This window comes from Lysobacter tyrosinilyticus (assembly GCF_054779815.1).
Genome location: NZ_BAAGXN010000005.1, coordinates 58,790 through 73,164, shown reverse-complemented (window position 1 = coordinate 73,164; position 14,375 = coordinate 58,790). Strand labels below are relative to the sequence as shown.

Annotated in this window: 9 protein-coding genes and 2 tRNA genes; 2 read left to right on the top strand and 9 right to left on the bottom strand. The window is 61.6% G+C overall.

What is annotated here, in order from left to right:
- The 7 genes from ACYVGK_RS13565 to uvrB form a co-directional block, all read right to left on the bottom strand.
- On the bottom strand, nt 1–2,297 hold a 2,297-nt coding region (locus ACYVGK_RS13565; protein ID WP_460734579.1), incomplete at its 3' end, for a calcium-binding protein.
- A gap of 15 nt (nt 2,298–2,312) precedes the next feature.
- Entirely contained in the window at nt 2,313–2,771 is a 459-nt protein-coding gene (locus ACYVGK_RS13560) for a hypothetical protein (protein ID WP_460734577.1), read from the bottom strand.
- Nucleotides 2,772–2,773: 2 nt separating this feature from the next.
- Nucleotides 2,774–3,127 carry a hypothetical protein gene (locus ACYVGK_RS13555; protein WP_460734575.1) on the bottom strand — a complete coding sequence of 118 codons (354 nt, stop codon included), beginning with the start codon at nt 3,125–3,127 and terminating at the stop codon, nt 2,774–2,776.
- A gap of 44 nt (nt 3,128–3,171) precedes the next feature.
- Nucleotides 3,172–4,593: an HlyD family type I secretion periplasmic adaptor subunit gene (locus ACYVGK_RS13550; protein WP_460734573.1), complete on the bottom strand. Its 1,422-nt coding sequence runs from the start codon at nt 4,591–4,593 to the stop codon at nt 3,172–3,174.
- Nucleotides 4,590–6,767 (bottom strand): type I secretion system permease/ATPase, encoded by a 2,178-nt coding sequence (locus ACYVGK_RS13545; RefSeq protein ID WP_460734571.1) that lies wholly within the window; start codon nt 6,765–6,767, stop codon nt 4,590–4,592. Before ACYVGK_RS13545 ends, ACYVGK_RS13550 begins: the two co-directional genes overlap by 4 nt.
- Nucleotides 6,768–7,012: 245 nt before the next feature.
- Nucleotides 7,013–7,087: transfer RNA gene (locus ACYVGK_RS13540), tRNA-Val, on the bottom strand.
- Nucleotides 7,088–7,216: 129 nt separating this feature from the next.
- Nucleotides 7,217–9,247 carry an excinuclease ABC subunit UvrB gene (gene uvrB / locus ACYVGK_RS13535; RefSeq protein ID WP_460734569.1) on the bottom strand — a complete coding sequence of 677 codons (2,031 nt, stop codon included), beginning with the start codon at nt 9,245–9,247 and terminating at the stop codon, nt 7,217–7,219.
- A gap of 125 nt (nt 9,248–9,372) precedes the next feature.
- On the opposite strand from uvrB, the gene ACYVGK_RS13530 reads away from it, so the two are divergent.
- Nucleotides 9,373–9,942: a GspH/FimT family pseudopilin gene (locus tag ACYVGK_RS13530; protein WP_460734567.1), complete on the top strand. Its 570-nt coding sequence runs from the start codon at nt 9,373–9,375 to the stop codon at nt 9,940–9,942.
- A gap of 55 nt (nt 9,943–9,997) precedes the next feature.
- Nucleotides 9,998–10,074: transfer RNA gene (locus tag ACYVGK_RS13525), tRNA-Asn, on the top strand.
- A gap of 118 nt (nt 10,075–10,192) precedes the next feature.
- On the opposite strand, the gene ACYVGK_RS13520 is transcribed toward ACYVGK_RS13525, so the two are convergent.
- A complete protein-coding gene (locus tag ACYVGK_RS13520; RefSeq protein WP_460734565.1) occupies nt 10,193–12,613 on the bottom strand; it encodes a prepilin-type N-terminal cleavage/methylation domain-containing protein in 2,421 nt (806 codons plus the stop codon).
- A gap of 9 nt (nt 12,614–12,622) precedes the next feature.
- Entirely contained in the window at nt 12,623–14,317 is a 1,695-nt protein-coding gene (locus ACYVGK_RS13515) for a hypothetical protein (RefSeq protein ID WP_460734563.1), read from the bottom strand.
- Between the last annotated feature and the right edge of the window lie 58 nt (nt 14,318–14,375).

Here is a 14,375-nt window from a genome sequence, read left to right as displayed (position 1 = left end):
TCGTTGCCGGTGCCACCTTCGAACGAGTTGCCTACGCCGCCGTAGTAGTCCGCGGTCAGCGTGTCGTCACCCGCCCCGCCGTACAGGACGTTCACGCCGGTACCGCCGTCGAGTACGTCGTTTCCATCGCCGCCATTCAACGTGTCATTGCCATCTCCACCGCTCAACGTGTCGTTTCCAGCATCACCAAACAGCTGGTCGTCACCGTTGTTGCCTGCCAGCGTGTCATTGCCGGAACCCGCGCTTAGAAGATCGTTGCCGTCGCCGCCCGCAATCTCGTCATCGCCCGCACCAGCTATGATCCGGTCGTTTCCACCATTCCCGCTTAGCAAGTCGGCATCGGTCGTTCCGAGTAGTAACTCGGCCGCCGCTCCACCACCAAGAACCGCGCCTCCCGCCAGTGCAGTGGCCCCAAACAATGATCCTGCACGTTGCAAGAACGCTGCGCTGTAGTGCGCAGCACTTGCGATGCCAACCAGCGTATCGCTCCAACTCCAGTCGGCCAGCAGCAACCCACCCGCGTACTGCAGGTCATAAAGATCATCCAGGGCAGCCAGGGGGGTTTGGGCAGCCCCAGCCATCAGATGCTGGTCAATCGACGAGAAGTCCCAACGCACATGGCCATCAACGACCTTGATCTGTACTTCACCCAGATAATCAGCGAGGCGCGTGCGTGTGACCAACCCGTAGTAAACGACCTCCTTGAGGTCCTTGTAGCTCTGCATCAACAGGTCGACCTGCTGCTGCGACAACGTGACCGACGTCGCCCACACCTGGGGGACACCGTCACCGGCATTGATGAAAGAAGCCCGGGCATTGAACCCGCCGGTCATCACCGAGCCATCGGGTTCGTGCGAGAAGAACGTAGTCCCGTTGAAGCACTCCAGGCGACTGATGATGGGAAGCAACAGGCTTGTTTGCTGGCGCCGGTAAGCCAATACGGCAGCCTCTCCTAGCGAAGACACCTCGACCGGAATCGGACCCGAAACCAGGAATTCCCCGCGTTGCCAGCCTGTGGCCAGGATGTTGGCGCTGGTTTGCATCTGCGAAGTGGATGCCCACAGGGCAACGATGTTCTCCATCGCGCCCATCATCTGGTCCCGCGTCATGCCCGGCACTAGCGCAGCGACCGCAGCCGCCAGGTCATGCGAAAGACTGGCCGCCTCAACAAGATCGCGGACCGCACCCGTGCCAACCAGATTGGGTAGCGCACGTGCTTCCGTCGTGATCTCTACAGGATTGGGCGAGCCAGAGTAGTCTCGATAGAAGAAATTTCGCGCTAGAAGCACATCGGCCGCGGCACCCGTACTACCGTTTTCGCGTTCGAATGTCCCCGTGTTGTCCAACACGTTGCCATTGCCTTGATTGACGTCACTGGTGCTGGTTGGGGTCAGGTTGATGGACTTGATGCCCACCTGTCCCAGGGTGAAGAGTTCACCGGCCTGCGAAACACCGTCCTGATTCAGGTCACGCCAGACGCGCACGTTTGCAAACTGAGCGTCGCCGGCACTGAACACTCCATCACCGTTGGAATCCAGGTCGCGCAGGGCCTCGAATCCCGAACTCGCGTTCGTGCCGTCACTCTTGATCGTGTCGGCACCAAAGAGCTCTCTCCCGCTGTCGATCAGGCCATTGCCGTTTCGATCCAGGACGAGCAGTCCATCATCCGACTTGACCCAGCCGGTTCCGTGGCTGACGCCATCGCCGTCGTGGTCAAACAGTACGGCGCCATTGGCAGCGATGGTTTCGATGCCATCCCCATCCAGGTCCAGGACCAACGGGTCTCGCCGCGGGGGCGCCCATTTGCGCGCGCCGTCGTAACGATCACGCAGATCATCGATGAGGTTTTTGTACCAATCATGACGATCAGGCGCCTTGATATTTGCCACATCCGCGCGGTTGTCCATCGGAAGGATGTGGCCCTCATGACCGGCTGGATTCAGCCCGCCAACTTCCAGGCCTTTCCACACAAAATCAATGCAGCTGTTCCACAAACCGTTGTAGTACGTGTCAAAGCCGAATGCGGCAGGCTCCTGTCCAAATGCCCGCATCGCGTCGTATTGGGCCGGGGAGATCTCGATGGTTCGCGAGAGTTCTGCATCCAGATAATTGTCGTCGTCATCCGTGTAAACCTGGCCGGGGCCCCGAGCAGTATTGTGCTCAATTGGAGCAAAACCATAGCTCTCCGAATGCCCTTGATCATCGGTCAGCACATACCACATGTGCCCGGCAAAAGACTGCCCGCCGCTGGCCAACGGCGTGCCACCGTTAGCAATATTGATGGTTATAGTTGGCATGAATGAATTCCCTATTTACTTTCCTGTATGTGCTTCAACAACATCAAAGGTTGCCTTGACTACCGCGGGCACCGTTCCATTTACCACTCGTATTTCGATCGAATATTTCGCCGGGCGAAGCGAAGCCCGCATCAGCTCTGCATTGAGCTCACCCGCTCCCCACGAGGTCAGCGGAGGACGATGAATTAGCTGGTCATAGATCGGGGCAACCTCGCCCTCTCTCGTCAGTCTTAGACGAACATCAAAGGGGGCGCCGTCGATCCCACCCGCAGCGTTCCATGCCAGCCTACGTACGCCGCGGTCTTCCTCCGGATACAGGTAGGTAATCTGGGCTGCGTAGAACTTTTCCTCTGCAACGAGAAAACTCTCTGACAAAGCACCAGAGGGCGGAATATCTCGGCGCAGCAGGAAATCCCGGGAGCCACAGGAAACCAGGCACGCAAGCAGCGGCAGCACGCCCAGCACGCGCCACATGCCTACTCGACTCCCAGATCTTCTACTGCCACGGCCAGACCACGTTGGAAGTGAACTCGAAACGCGTGTACCGCACCGTCTGTGCACTGGGTTTCGTTCTTGAACATCATCCATATTTCACTTTCGTCCGGAGTCAGGGATTGCGCACCGATCACTCTTCTTGGATCGGCATTGGTCGACCACACCGCGCGATCTGGAATCACCCTGTAGGCAAATGCCCCGCCTGCCACTCGCGCCTCCTCGGGATTCATCCCGAGCACGACCACCCCCTGGAGGATTGATTCACGATACTGCGATCGATAGATATCTGGATACTTTTCGAAGAGTTCTAGAAGCGTGCTGTCCTGGTCTCGCATCGTCTTTCCCCTTATTGGAAAGTAGAGCTATCTCTTGAGTGAAACTAGCGTTCACGCAAAGCTTCTGCGGAGTGCGCCTGCAACGGACTCAGCAAGTAATCAATCACCCGCCGCTTCCCCGTCTTGATCTCGGCGCTCAACGCCATACCCGGCGTAATCCGCACATCCACGCCATCGATGTTCAACGTGGCGCCGTCGAGCTTCACTCGTGCGGGAAACACCAGTCCCAACTTCTCATCCTGGGCCGCGTCGTGCGACACGCTGACGACCGTGCCTGTGAGATAGCCGTAGCGCGTGTACGGGAAACTTTCGACCTTGACTGTCACGGGCTGCCCCGCGCGCACGAAGCCGATGTCCTTGTTGAGCACGGTCGCTTCCACTTCGAGCGACTCTTCGCTCGGCACGACGACCAGCAACGGTTGCGCTGGCGTGACGACGCCGCCGACGGTATGCACCACCAGCTGCTGCACCGTTCCGTCTACCGGCGCCCGCAGCAGCATCAGCTTGTCGCGCTGCTCGGTCTTGGCGACTTCCGGGGTGAATTGCCCCACCTGCTCGCGTGCCTGATGCAGGCCATCCAGGGTCTGCTGGCGCGTGTCGGTGACCAGCACCCGCAGTTGTTCGCGCGCTCCAGTGAGCGCGGAACGGATTTCGCCGAGCCTACTCTTCTGTGTGGCGACATCGCGCTCCGCGGCAATGCGCTCTTGTTCGCGCAACAGATACTCGTGACGGCCGACGTACTTGCCTTCCACCAGCGTGGCGTAGTCATCGGCGCGGCTCTTGGCGATGCGCGCGTTCTCTTCCAGCGGCTGGATCAGCGTCTGCACTGTTTGCAGCTCGGCCTGACGCTGCGCGATCGCAGCCTCGAGATTGCCGCGTTTCGCCTGGAAGGCGGCGACCTGGCTCGACGCCAGCTGCTGTTCCTGCTTCATGCGTTCCGGCGGCAAGCCTGCGGCCGTGGTCAGAACGGGCGGCCGCCCCGAATCAAGCGATGCCGCGATGGCGGCGAAACGCAGCTCGGACAACTTGGCCGTGAGCAACGCTTCGTCCGCCTTGGTGTAGTCCGCCGTCGCCGCAGTGGCATCCAGTTCGATCAGCAACTGACCCGCCTTCACCACCTGCCCGTCCTGGACCAGGATGCGGCGCACCACCGCCGTTTCGGCGGGCTGGATCACCTTGGTCCGCGATCCAACCACGGTCTTGCCCGGCGCTACCGCAACGATATCCAGCTTGCCCACGCAGGCCCACAGCAACGCGACTACGAACAGCGCGATGATGACCCGCATCGCCCAACGCAACGTGGGCGACACCGGAGTTTCGGTCAGCTCCAGGTGCGCCGGCAGAAAGGCCAGCTCGTCTGCGGTGCGTTCCGGTGGATCCAGCTGGTCACGGATAGCCCAGGCAGATTTGAAAATAGCGATGTAGCGCGCGACAAAGTCGCGCGACCCCTGCAACACGTGTTTCATGCATGACCCTGTTGCAGACGATACAGATGGGCGTATTGGCCGTTGGGCTGCTTCAGCAGTTCATCATGGCTGCCGCTCTCGATGATCCTGCCCTTTTCGACCACCACGATCCGATTCGCATGGCGAACGGTCGACAGGCGGTGCGCGATGATCAACACCGTGCGTCCCTTGCAGATCGCGCGCATGTTCGACATCACCGCGTGTTCGGACTCGTAGTCCAGCGCACTGGTGGCTTCGTCGAAGATCAAGATGCGCGGATCCGTGATCAACGCGCGCGCAATGGCGACGCGTTGACGTTGCCCGCCCGACAGCCCCGTGCCGTGCTCGCCCACCTTGGTGTCGTAGCCTTCGGGCAGATCCATGATGAAGTCGTGCGCGCCAGCGAGCTTGGCCGCATGGATCACACGCTCTAGCGGCATCCCGGGATCGGACAACGCGATGTTCTCGCGAATGCTGCGGTTGAACAGGAAGTTTTCCTGCAGCACCACACCCAGCTGGCGTCGCAGCCATGCGGGATCGGCGAGCGCCAGATCATGCCCATCGATCAGGACGCGCCCGCGCTCCGGTACGTATAGACGCTGCACCAATTTAGTCAGCGTGCTCTTGCCCGAGCCGGAGCGACCGACGATGCCGATGACTTCGCCAGGCTGGACATCCAGATCGATGCCGGCGAGGACTTCGGGCGTTTCCGGGCGGTAGCGGAAGATGACGCGTTCGAAGGTGATCCGACCACGGATCGGCGGCAGCGCCATGCGGCTGCCTGGCAGTTCGGTGCGGGTGTTGAGAATGTCGCCGAGACGCTCGACGGAGATGCCGACCTGCTGGAAGTCCTGCCACAGCTGCGCCAGGCGCACGATCGGCGCGGCGACTTGTCCGGCCAGCATGTTGAAGGCGATCAGCTGGCCGACCGAGAGCTTGTTCTCGATCACCAGCTGCGCGCCCCAGAACAGGATTGCGATGCTCACCAGCTTCTGCACGAGCTGCACGCCCTGTTGGCCGAATACTGCCAGGCGGGTCACGCGGAAAGACGCACCGACGTAGCCAGCCAGCTGGTTGTCCCAGGTGCGAGTGACGCGGGGATCAACCGCGGTGGCCTTGATCGTGCCGATACCGTTGACGGTTTCGACCAGGAACGACTGATTGTCCGCGCCGCGGGCGAACTTCTCGTTCAGGCGTTTGCGAAGCGCTGGCGTGATAGTCGCGGAGATCAGCGCATATACCGGCAGCGAGATCACGACTACCAGCGTGAGCCAGCCGCTGTAGTAGAACATCACCGCCAGGAATATCACGGTGAAGAACAGGTCCAGCACCGAGGTCAGCGCCTGACCCGTGAGGAAGTTGCGGATGTTTTCCAGCTCGCGCACGCGCGCGATCGTGTCGCCGACACGGCGCGACTCGAAGTACGCCAGCGGCAAGGACAGGATGTGCCGGAATAGTCGCGCACCCAATTCGACGTCGATCTTGCTGGTGGTATGCGAGAACACATAGGTGCGCAGCCCCGACAAGACCACGTCGAAGATCGCAATTGACACTAGACCCACGACGATGACATGCAGAGTCGTCAGACCGTGGTGCACCAGCACCTTGTCCATCACGACCTGATAGAACAGTGGCGTGACGAGCGCAAAAAGCTGCAGGAAGAACGAGACCACAAGCACTTCCACCAGCAGCTTGCGGTATTTGACGACAGCGGGAATGAACCAGCTGAAGTCGAACTTGGCTAGTTCACCCAAGACAGAGGCACGCGAGGCTACCTGCAGCAGGCGTCCGGAGTAACGCGCCTGGAATTCATCCTGCGAGATCGCCCGCGGGCGCTTTTCGGTCAGATCGTGGATCAGGACCGTGTCGCCGTTGGTCTTCGCCACGATGAAGCTGTCGCCGGAAGCTCCGAGCGCCAGCGCTGGCAGATTGGCCGTCGCGATCCGCGCCGCCGGCTGCGCCACGACCTTGGCCTTCAGGCCCAGGTGCTTGGCCGCCAACAGCAACGTGGTCTCGTCGAACGCTTCGCCTACGCGGCCAAACTGATGCGCCAATTGCTGGGCATCCGCCGCAATGCCATGGAACTGAGCCAACAGCACCAGGCCATTCAACGACAGGTCGGGCGCACGCCCTCCTGGCGATACTTCTTCTGGGCCAGCCGCGACTACAGCCAGGCCCGCATTACCATGCGCCATCAAAAAGACCTTGAAAATACTGCTTGTGCACCGATCCGGTGCCACCCCGGGGCGCAAGGTTGGCGGTGCCATACCCCCCCGTCAAGCCGAGTCCGATAAACGGTGCGCTACAAAAAACCACTGGAAAAGAAGCACGAACGAGCGGGCGCGAATGACACCCCTGAAACAAAAAAACCGCCCCAATGGGACGGTTTTTTCATGAATGACTCGGGTACCAGCCTGACATGCCCGACGTCGTTGGAATCTGGTGGGCGGTACAGGGTTCGAACCTGTGACCCCTACCATGTCAAGGTAGTGCTCTACCGCTGAGCTAACCGCCCGTTGCAGCCTGAAACCCTGCTGCGAGGGGCGCGCAGTGTAGCTCGGCGGCCGCGTTCGGGGCAAGGGGTTTGTTTTGCGGATTTCCTGATTCCGCAAAACCGTGCCGCGTCCAGGCGTTGGGCGCCTGCTCACGCCGCAAAACCGGCCTCGCGCAGTAGCCGCAGCTGGTCGCGTACCGCCGCGGCTTCCTCGAATTCGAGGTCGCGCGCGTGCTTGTACATCTTCTGCTCCAGTGCCTTCACCCGCGCGGCGAACTGGGCCGGACTGAGCGCGGCGTATTCGGCGGCTTCTTCCGCCACCTTGCGCGCCCTGCCGCGGGCCTTGAGCGCATCCGGATCGACCCGTGCGCCCTCCATGATGTCTACGACGGCCTTGGCTACCGACTTCGGGGTGATGCCGTGCAGTTCGTTGTACTCGACCTGTTTGTGGCGGCGGCGGTCGGTTTCCTCGATCGCTTTCTGCATCGAGTTGGTGACGCGATCGGCATACAGGATCGCCTTGCCGCGCAGGTTGCGCGCGGCGCGGCCGATGGTCTGGATCAATGAACCGGCCGAACGCAGGAAGCCTTCCTTATCCGCATCCAAAATCGCCACCAGCGACACTTCAGGCATGTCCAGGCCTTCGCGCAGCAGGTTGATGCCGACCAACACATCGAATTTGCCCAGGCGCAGGTCGCGGATGATTTCCACGCGCTCCACCGTATCCACATCCGAGTGCAGGTAACGCACGCGAACGCCGTGCTCGCCCAGGTACTCGGTGAGATTTTCGGCCATGCGCTTGGTCAACGTGGTGATCAGCACGCGGTCGCCCATCGCGACCCGCTCGCTGATCTCGCCGAGCACATCGTCGACCTGGGTTGCGACCGGGCGGATTTCCACCTCGGGATCGATCAGGCCGGTCGGGCGTACCACCAGTTCGGTGATCTGCCCTTCCGAATGCCGCAGCTCGTAGGGTCCCGGCGTCGCCGACACGAAGATCGCGCGCGGTGAGCGCCCTTCCCACTCTTCAAATTTGAGCGGGCGATTGTCCAGCGCCGAAGGCATGCGAAAGCCGAATTCGACCAGCGTCTCCTTGCGCGAACGGTCACCCTTGTACATGGCGCCAACCTGCGGGACGGTCACGTGCGATTCGTCGACGATCAGCAGCGCGTCCGGCGGCAGGTAGTCGAACAGGCACGGCGGCGGTTCGCCCGGCATGTGACCGGTGAGGTGGCGGCTGTAGTTCTCGATGCCGTTGCAGTAGCCGACTTCCGCCAGCATTTCCAGGTCGAACTGGGTGCGCTGCGCCAGGCGCTGCGCTTCTACCAGCTTGTTCTGTGCGTACAACTGCTCGAGGCGTTCGCGCAGCTCTTCCTTGATCGCGGTGATCGCATCCAGAACCGTGCGGCGTGAGGTGACGTAATGCGAGCCCGGATAGATCGTGTAGCGCGGTAGCTTGCGCAGGGTTTCGCCGGTTAGCGGATCGAACATGGTGAGGGTTTCGATCTCGCCATCGAACAGCTCGATCCTCAACGCTTCCGAATCGCTTTCGGCCGGATGCACGTCGATCACTTCGCCGCGCACGCGATAGGTCGCACGACGCAGCTCGGTGTCGTTGCGGGTGTACTGCATTTCGGTGAGCCGGCGGATCAGTTCGCGCTGCTCGATGCGCTCGCCGCGCACCATGTGCAGCACCATCTTGAAGTATTCGTTCGGGTCGCCCAGGCCGTAGATCGCCGAGACCGTGCACACGATGATCGCGTCTTTGCGCTCCAGCAGCGCCTTCGTCGCCGACAGGCGCATCTGTTCGATGTGCTCGTTCACCGAACTGTCCTTCTCGATGTAGGTATCGGAGGACGGGACGTAGGCTTCCGGCTGGTAGTAGTCGTAATAGCTGACGAAGTATTCGACCGCGTTGTGCGGGAAGAACGCCTTGAATTCCCCGTACAGCTGCGCCGCCAGCGTCTTGTTCGGCGCCATCACGATCGTCGGCTTCTGCACGTGCTGGACGACATTGGCAACGGTGAAGGTCTTGCCTGAACCGGTCACGCCCAGCAGCGTCTGGTGGGCAAGCCCGTTTTCGAAGCCATCGACGAGCTTCGCGATTGCCTGGGGCTGATCGCCGGCAGGCTGATACGGCGCGACCAGCTGGAATCCTGCGGGGTGAATGTGTTCGCTCATCGGCCTTGAGGGGGAATTAGCCAATCGTTGAGTGTAGCCAGTCCTCGTCATATGGGCAGACGCGGACTTTTCCTACACCACGGAGCGGTCGGTGCCGACTGCCGGTACTGAACCGGTCATGGACCATGCCGGCATTCTGCAACCTGGAGTCCGGCATGCCCTGTTCCGTGAAAGGATTCACCCTGCTGGAGGCGCTGGTTGCCATGGCGATCGCCACCATCCTGCTTGCCGTCGCGGTGCCAGCGTGGTCGCAGGCCAAGGCGGCGGCCGGCGCAGCCGCGGTTCGCGCGGACCTGGCCAGTAACCTCCTGGATGCCGTCCGCCACTCAGCCATCACCGGCAGCGAGGTCGTGCTGTGCCCGTCCGGGGCCAACGGATGTGCCGGATCGACCAACTGGGACGACGGCTGGATGGTCTTTGCAGACCTCAATGGAAACCGCGCCCCCGATCCAAACGAGACTCGCCTCGCGCACCGCGGCTCGTTGCCCGATCAGATCCATCTGCGCACCACGACCGGCCGCACGAGACTCGTTTTTCAGCCCAACGGAGGCAACGCCGGCTCCAATGTCACCTTCACGCTGTGCGATTCCCGGGGGCCAAAATTCGCGACGACCCTGGTGCTGTCGAATGCTGGGCAGATGCGTTCCGGCGTGCCGACGGCGTCGGCGGCCTGGAATTGCGTCCATGGCGGCTAGTGGCCGAAAAATGGGCTTGACCCTCGCCGACCCCGCACCTAACATACGCCTCCCCGCCCGAATAGCTCAGCCGGTTAGAGCACTTGACTGTTAATCAGGGGGTCGTTGGTTCGAGTCCAACTTCGGGCGCCAGATAAATCAAAAAGGCCTGCGAGCAATCGCAGGCCTTTTTGTTTGGCTGCGAAATCCTGTCGGCGTGTAAAAAGAAACGGCCCGCTTGCGCGGGCCGTTTCGACATCCAGTCGCTCGGTTATTGGCAATCGGCAGCCGACACCGAATACGTGTAGGTATTGACGCCCTTCTTCGTTGTGAATGTGTAGGTGCAGGTCAACGCCGTCTGGGTTTCGCCCTGCAGCGCCATGTTGAGATTCAACGTGTCGGCATCCTTGAGGTTGGACAAGCCCAGCGTCGTCGTCTCATTGATGCTGCCATCGGTCGGCAGCGGATTGCCGATCGAAATCGTGGCATTCGTCGGCGACAGCGAAGCAGACGCGATCTGGTAGTTCTTGCAGTACTTCACCGAATAGGCCGAACCGCTATAGGCACGATCACCCAGGGAACCCGTACAGGTCAGTGCAGCGGTACTGGTCCGGCTGTTGTCCTGATAGTTGTATCTGCCGATGGTGATGCTCGTGGCCTGATTCAGGTTCGAGCTGGCGCAGGAGTACGGGTTGGGCTTGGTGGAACCCGAGGTGGCGAAGTTGCACGTGGCCGACGGCGAGGCGACTACCGTCGGATAAAAAGCCGTGCTGCCACTGAACGTGTAGTTGCTGAAGGTGATCTTGTAGGTGCCGCCGTTGTTGCCGCCACCGCTCGATCCACCATTCATCGCGAAGTCCTGGCGATCGGTCTTGGGCGTGAATTCGGCGGGATCGACCGGATCGGGCATGAGCGCCAGACCGGAGTTCGACTCAAGGATGGATGCCAGCGTCCACGGCGACACGTTCGCGCTTGGCACATTGACGCCGGAGGCAACCTTGCCGCGAACCGGCAACGACTGATTCAACGCATCCTTGAACTCGTTGTTGGTAACGGAAATCTGATCGGCGCTCTCCTGGCCCTGACTGTTTCCAGGACCGCCGGTCAGCGAATTGAAGGTCTTCCAGCTGGCGATCTCGCTCAGGTTGATCGAAGTGAAAGGCAGCATCGCCAGAATCGTCGTCTGGAGATCGCAACTGCCCGACTGCTGGGCGTTGGCGGCCGCGCAATCGCTCTTCGCCTTGTTGAGTCGCGCGATGGCCACCGGCTCGAGGTAATCGACGTACAAGCCGCGGGCATGCTGCCACTTGAAGTCGCCGGTCTTCTCGATTGACACGCTGGTGGGATGCAGTGCCGGTGACGGCGTCATCGCGACCGGGGTGTTGTAGCTGCTGGTGCTGACGAAGCGGGCATTCATGTAGTTCAGCACGAATCCGCTGGCGCCCGCATAGTTGTTGGTCGCAGCGGAGCTCGGGACCGCCGAGTGCTCTGCCACATTGTCCTGACCGACGGCCGTTTCAAGCAGGTCCGTATGATCGTTGCGCAGATCAGCGGCGACGCGCCAGAGGCCGTCCACGCGGATGATGCGGCAAGAGTCCTTGTATTGGCCGGTTGCGATCGTTCCGGTGGTGGCGGTGACACTGCCTTCCACGTAGTGCTCATGCACACTGCGCCACGGGTCGAACTTGGCGGAACCTGCCGCAACCCGGTTCGGAGCCGCCTGACTATTGTCGTGGTGGTCGCGGCAGCAGATCGTGCACAGCTCGCTTTGCGGATTTTGCGTCGAAACCGCCACGCCGGCCGGCGCCGCGTAAGACGCGGCGACCGGAACCGTATAGCGCACACCATCCCAATACGTCGGGCGCATCGCGGTTCCACCGCCTTTCGTCACGTCGCAGGTGCAACCCACCACGGCCGTCTCCACGCGCGCCTGGGCGAGCTTGTTGGTCGTACCCGTGATACCCGAATACGTCAGCACGTCGAAACGGGTTTCGACGACCTGCTGATTGTTGTTGCGCCCGGCCACTTCAGGCGTGGGGTTCGTCGCGGCCGTGCTGTTGTTGTTGCCGATGGCGATGGGAATCACACCATCGGTCGCGGCCGGATTGAAGATCATCGCGCGCGGCTTTCTCGGCCCGACTGCGTCGCGCAATTTGCCCAGCTTGGCGCTGTCGGACGGATCGATCGCGCCGATCGCATCCTCCATGGTTACGGCACGCTCCTGGCCGGAGGCGTCGGTCCAGTTCACCGTGACCTGCACACGCTTGAACTCGTTGTTCGACTCGTAGCCGGTAGGTGTTGCACCGGTCACGGCACCACCGAGGTCAACGAACTTGTTGGCCGTCGCATCGAAGGCGTAGCGCTGGACCGTCCACCACCGCTTGTAGTCGACACCACCGATTGACTGAGTGCCTGCCGTCGACGGGTCGCCATCGATCGATTCGGCGCTGCCCTTCGCCAAGCCATTGATCGCCTGATAGCCGCCCAGCGATTGATAGGTACGAAGGTCTTCGATGCGCTCCTTGGCCAACGACAAGGCGACGGTCTGTGCCTTGCTCTCGGCGGAGGATCGAATCAGGGCTGCCTGAAGGGACGCCAGAGCGACCAGTCCGAAGGACAGGATCACCACGGCGATCATGACTTCAAGCAGGCTGAAGCCCTTTTGTAGATGCGATTGACGCGCGCGCTTCATAAGACTTCCTCAGAACCCGGTGCTGCTGTCGAGCCAGCTGCCCGGAACGCGGGCGAACTTGGCGGTCTTCGGGAAACAAGTGGTGGTGGTGCAGCCGCTGGCCGCGGTGTCGTCGTAAACGATGTCGATGCCGCCGTTGATCTTCACGTCGCCCTCGACCACGACCGCACCAAAGACCTTGGCCTGGCCGTTGCCGCGCAGGTAGGCACCGTTGTTGTTGCTGCGGACGAAGAGCATCCCATAGAAGATCGTGCCATTGAGCCGCGCGTATTCGTTCACGACGACGATGGCCGGATTGTCGGGACGTCCAACCTGATCCGGCAGGTCGCACGGCGACGCGGCGGTGGAATCGGTGATGTAGAGCAGGCCTTCCGCATCCTCGCCGCGGCTGTTCAGTTCGGCGCAGGTGATGAACTCGGCGCCAAGGTCCTCCTTCAGCGCGTACTCCGCGCAATTGGCGGGGCCGGCGCAGTTCTGGAGGGTGCTGCCGGTCGTATCGGCTTCCGACGCCTCGTAGTCGACGCCGAACGTAAACTCGAACAGCGAGTCGTCGGTGGGATCGGCCGGATCGTCCTTGCCTGCGCCCGGATAGTAAATGATGTCCGGCAGTGCGCCCGAGTTGCCGTCGACGTCGAGGATGTCGATACCCTCACGCTTCACGCTGCCCGAATGACCCGAGAGGAAGTCGGTGCCCGTGTCCTTGAGGGCGGGGCATCCACAGGCATTGTTTGACGTGGCGCAGGTGGTCTTCAACTCCTCCACCGGAGTCGCCTGCAGGTACTCGTCCAGCTGGCACGTCGCGATACTGCCGACGCCGGTGCAACCGCCGTTGCCATCGACACAGATGTTGTTCGGCGACCACATCGAGACCGGCACACCGAAGCCGGCACCGTTAGGCGCCGCGACGACCTGCGCATTGCCCAGGCCCTGGATGAAGCCGGACGCCACCAGCGGCACGGCGGACATCGGAGTGGTCTTGGAAACGCTCGCCCAGGTTTCCTTGACCGCGGCGGAGGCGTTCTCACCGGCAAGGTTGACAGACCCCACCAGATTGACCGCGATTCGATTGCCTGCCGTCGGAGTCCAGCGGCAAGTAGGCCTGTTTGAGGTGGTCCCGTCCGCCATGGTGCAGGGCGCGGTGGCCGAGCAACTGGTGTCGACACGGCACAACAATGCCCCCAGATCGGTCGTCGTCGGAAACTTTGCGGTCCCGCCAACGCCGCCACCGGCAGCCGTGTCCAGGTTGGCAGCATCCGGCACGACCGTGCTGGCCGAGAGCGTGGTCCACAGATTGCGATTGCCCGACGCAGTGCCGGTGGAAGTGAAGAAATACAGTTCCTTGCGCCGACCGGCCATCTGGGTCAGCGAATCGGCCGCGTAGATGCCGTTGTCGCGTTCAGCAAGGCACGGATGGTTGGCGGACAGCGGGAGCGCATCGAAGCAGCGCACCCACCGTCGGGCGGTGCCAGCCGCCGTATTCGGGTCCAGCCAACCCACGCCTGGGGCATCGGAAATCAACTTGTCGCGATTCGCCTTCAGGTACTCACCGCCCAGGTTGACGGCGTATTCCGCGGCCTGTTCGACCAGACGACCGCGGTTTTCGTTGATCGTTGAGCGCTGTTCGAAGAAAGCCACGTTCGAGGACAGCAGCACCATGATCGTGACGATCAGCAAAAGGATCAACGTAATCGCCAACGTGGACATGCCTCGCTGTCTATTGCGCGAGGACCCCAGGTGTTTCAGCTGTTGAGCAGACATGTCG

Bases quoted from the DNA above. Each gene is read 5' to 3' on its own strand.
- ACYVGK_RS13560 (WP_460734577.1), bottom strand. From the start codon at position 2,771: ATGTGGCGCGTGCTGGGCGTGCTGCCGCTGCTTGCGTGCCTGGTTTCC.
- ACYVGK_RS13555 (WP_460734575.1), bottom strand. From the start codon at position 3,127: ATGCGAGACCAGGACAGCACGCTTCTAGAACTCTTCGAAAAGTATCCA.
- ACYVGK_RS13550 (WP_460734573.1), bottom strand. From the start codon at position 4,593: ATGAAACACGTGTTGCAGGGGTCGCGCGACTTTGTCGCGCGCTACATC.
- ACYVGK_RS13545 (WP_460734571.1), bottom strand. From the start codon at position 6,767: ATGGCGCATGGTAATGCGGGCCTGGCTGTAGTCGCGGCTGGCCCAGAA.
- uvrB (WP_460734569.1), bottom strand. From the start codon at position 9,247: ATGAGCGAACACATTCACCCCGCAGGATTCCAGCTGGTCGCGCCGTAT.
- ACYVGK_RS13530 (WP_460734567.1), top strand. From the start codon at position 9,373: ATGCCGGCATTCTGCAACCTGGAGTCCGGCATGCCCTGTTCCGTGAAA.
- ACYVGK_RS13520 (WP_460734565.1), bottom strand. From the start codon at position 12,613: ATGAAGCGCGCGCGTCAATCGCATCTACAAAAGGGCTTCAGCCTGCTT.
- ACYVGK_RS13515 (WP_460734563.1), bottom strand. From the start codon at position 14,317: ATGTCCACGTTGGCGATTACGTTGATCCTTTTGCTGATCGTCACGATC.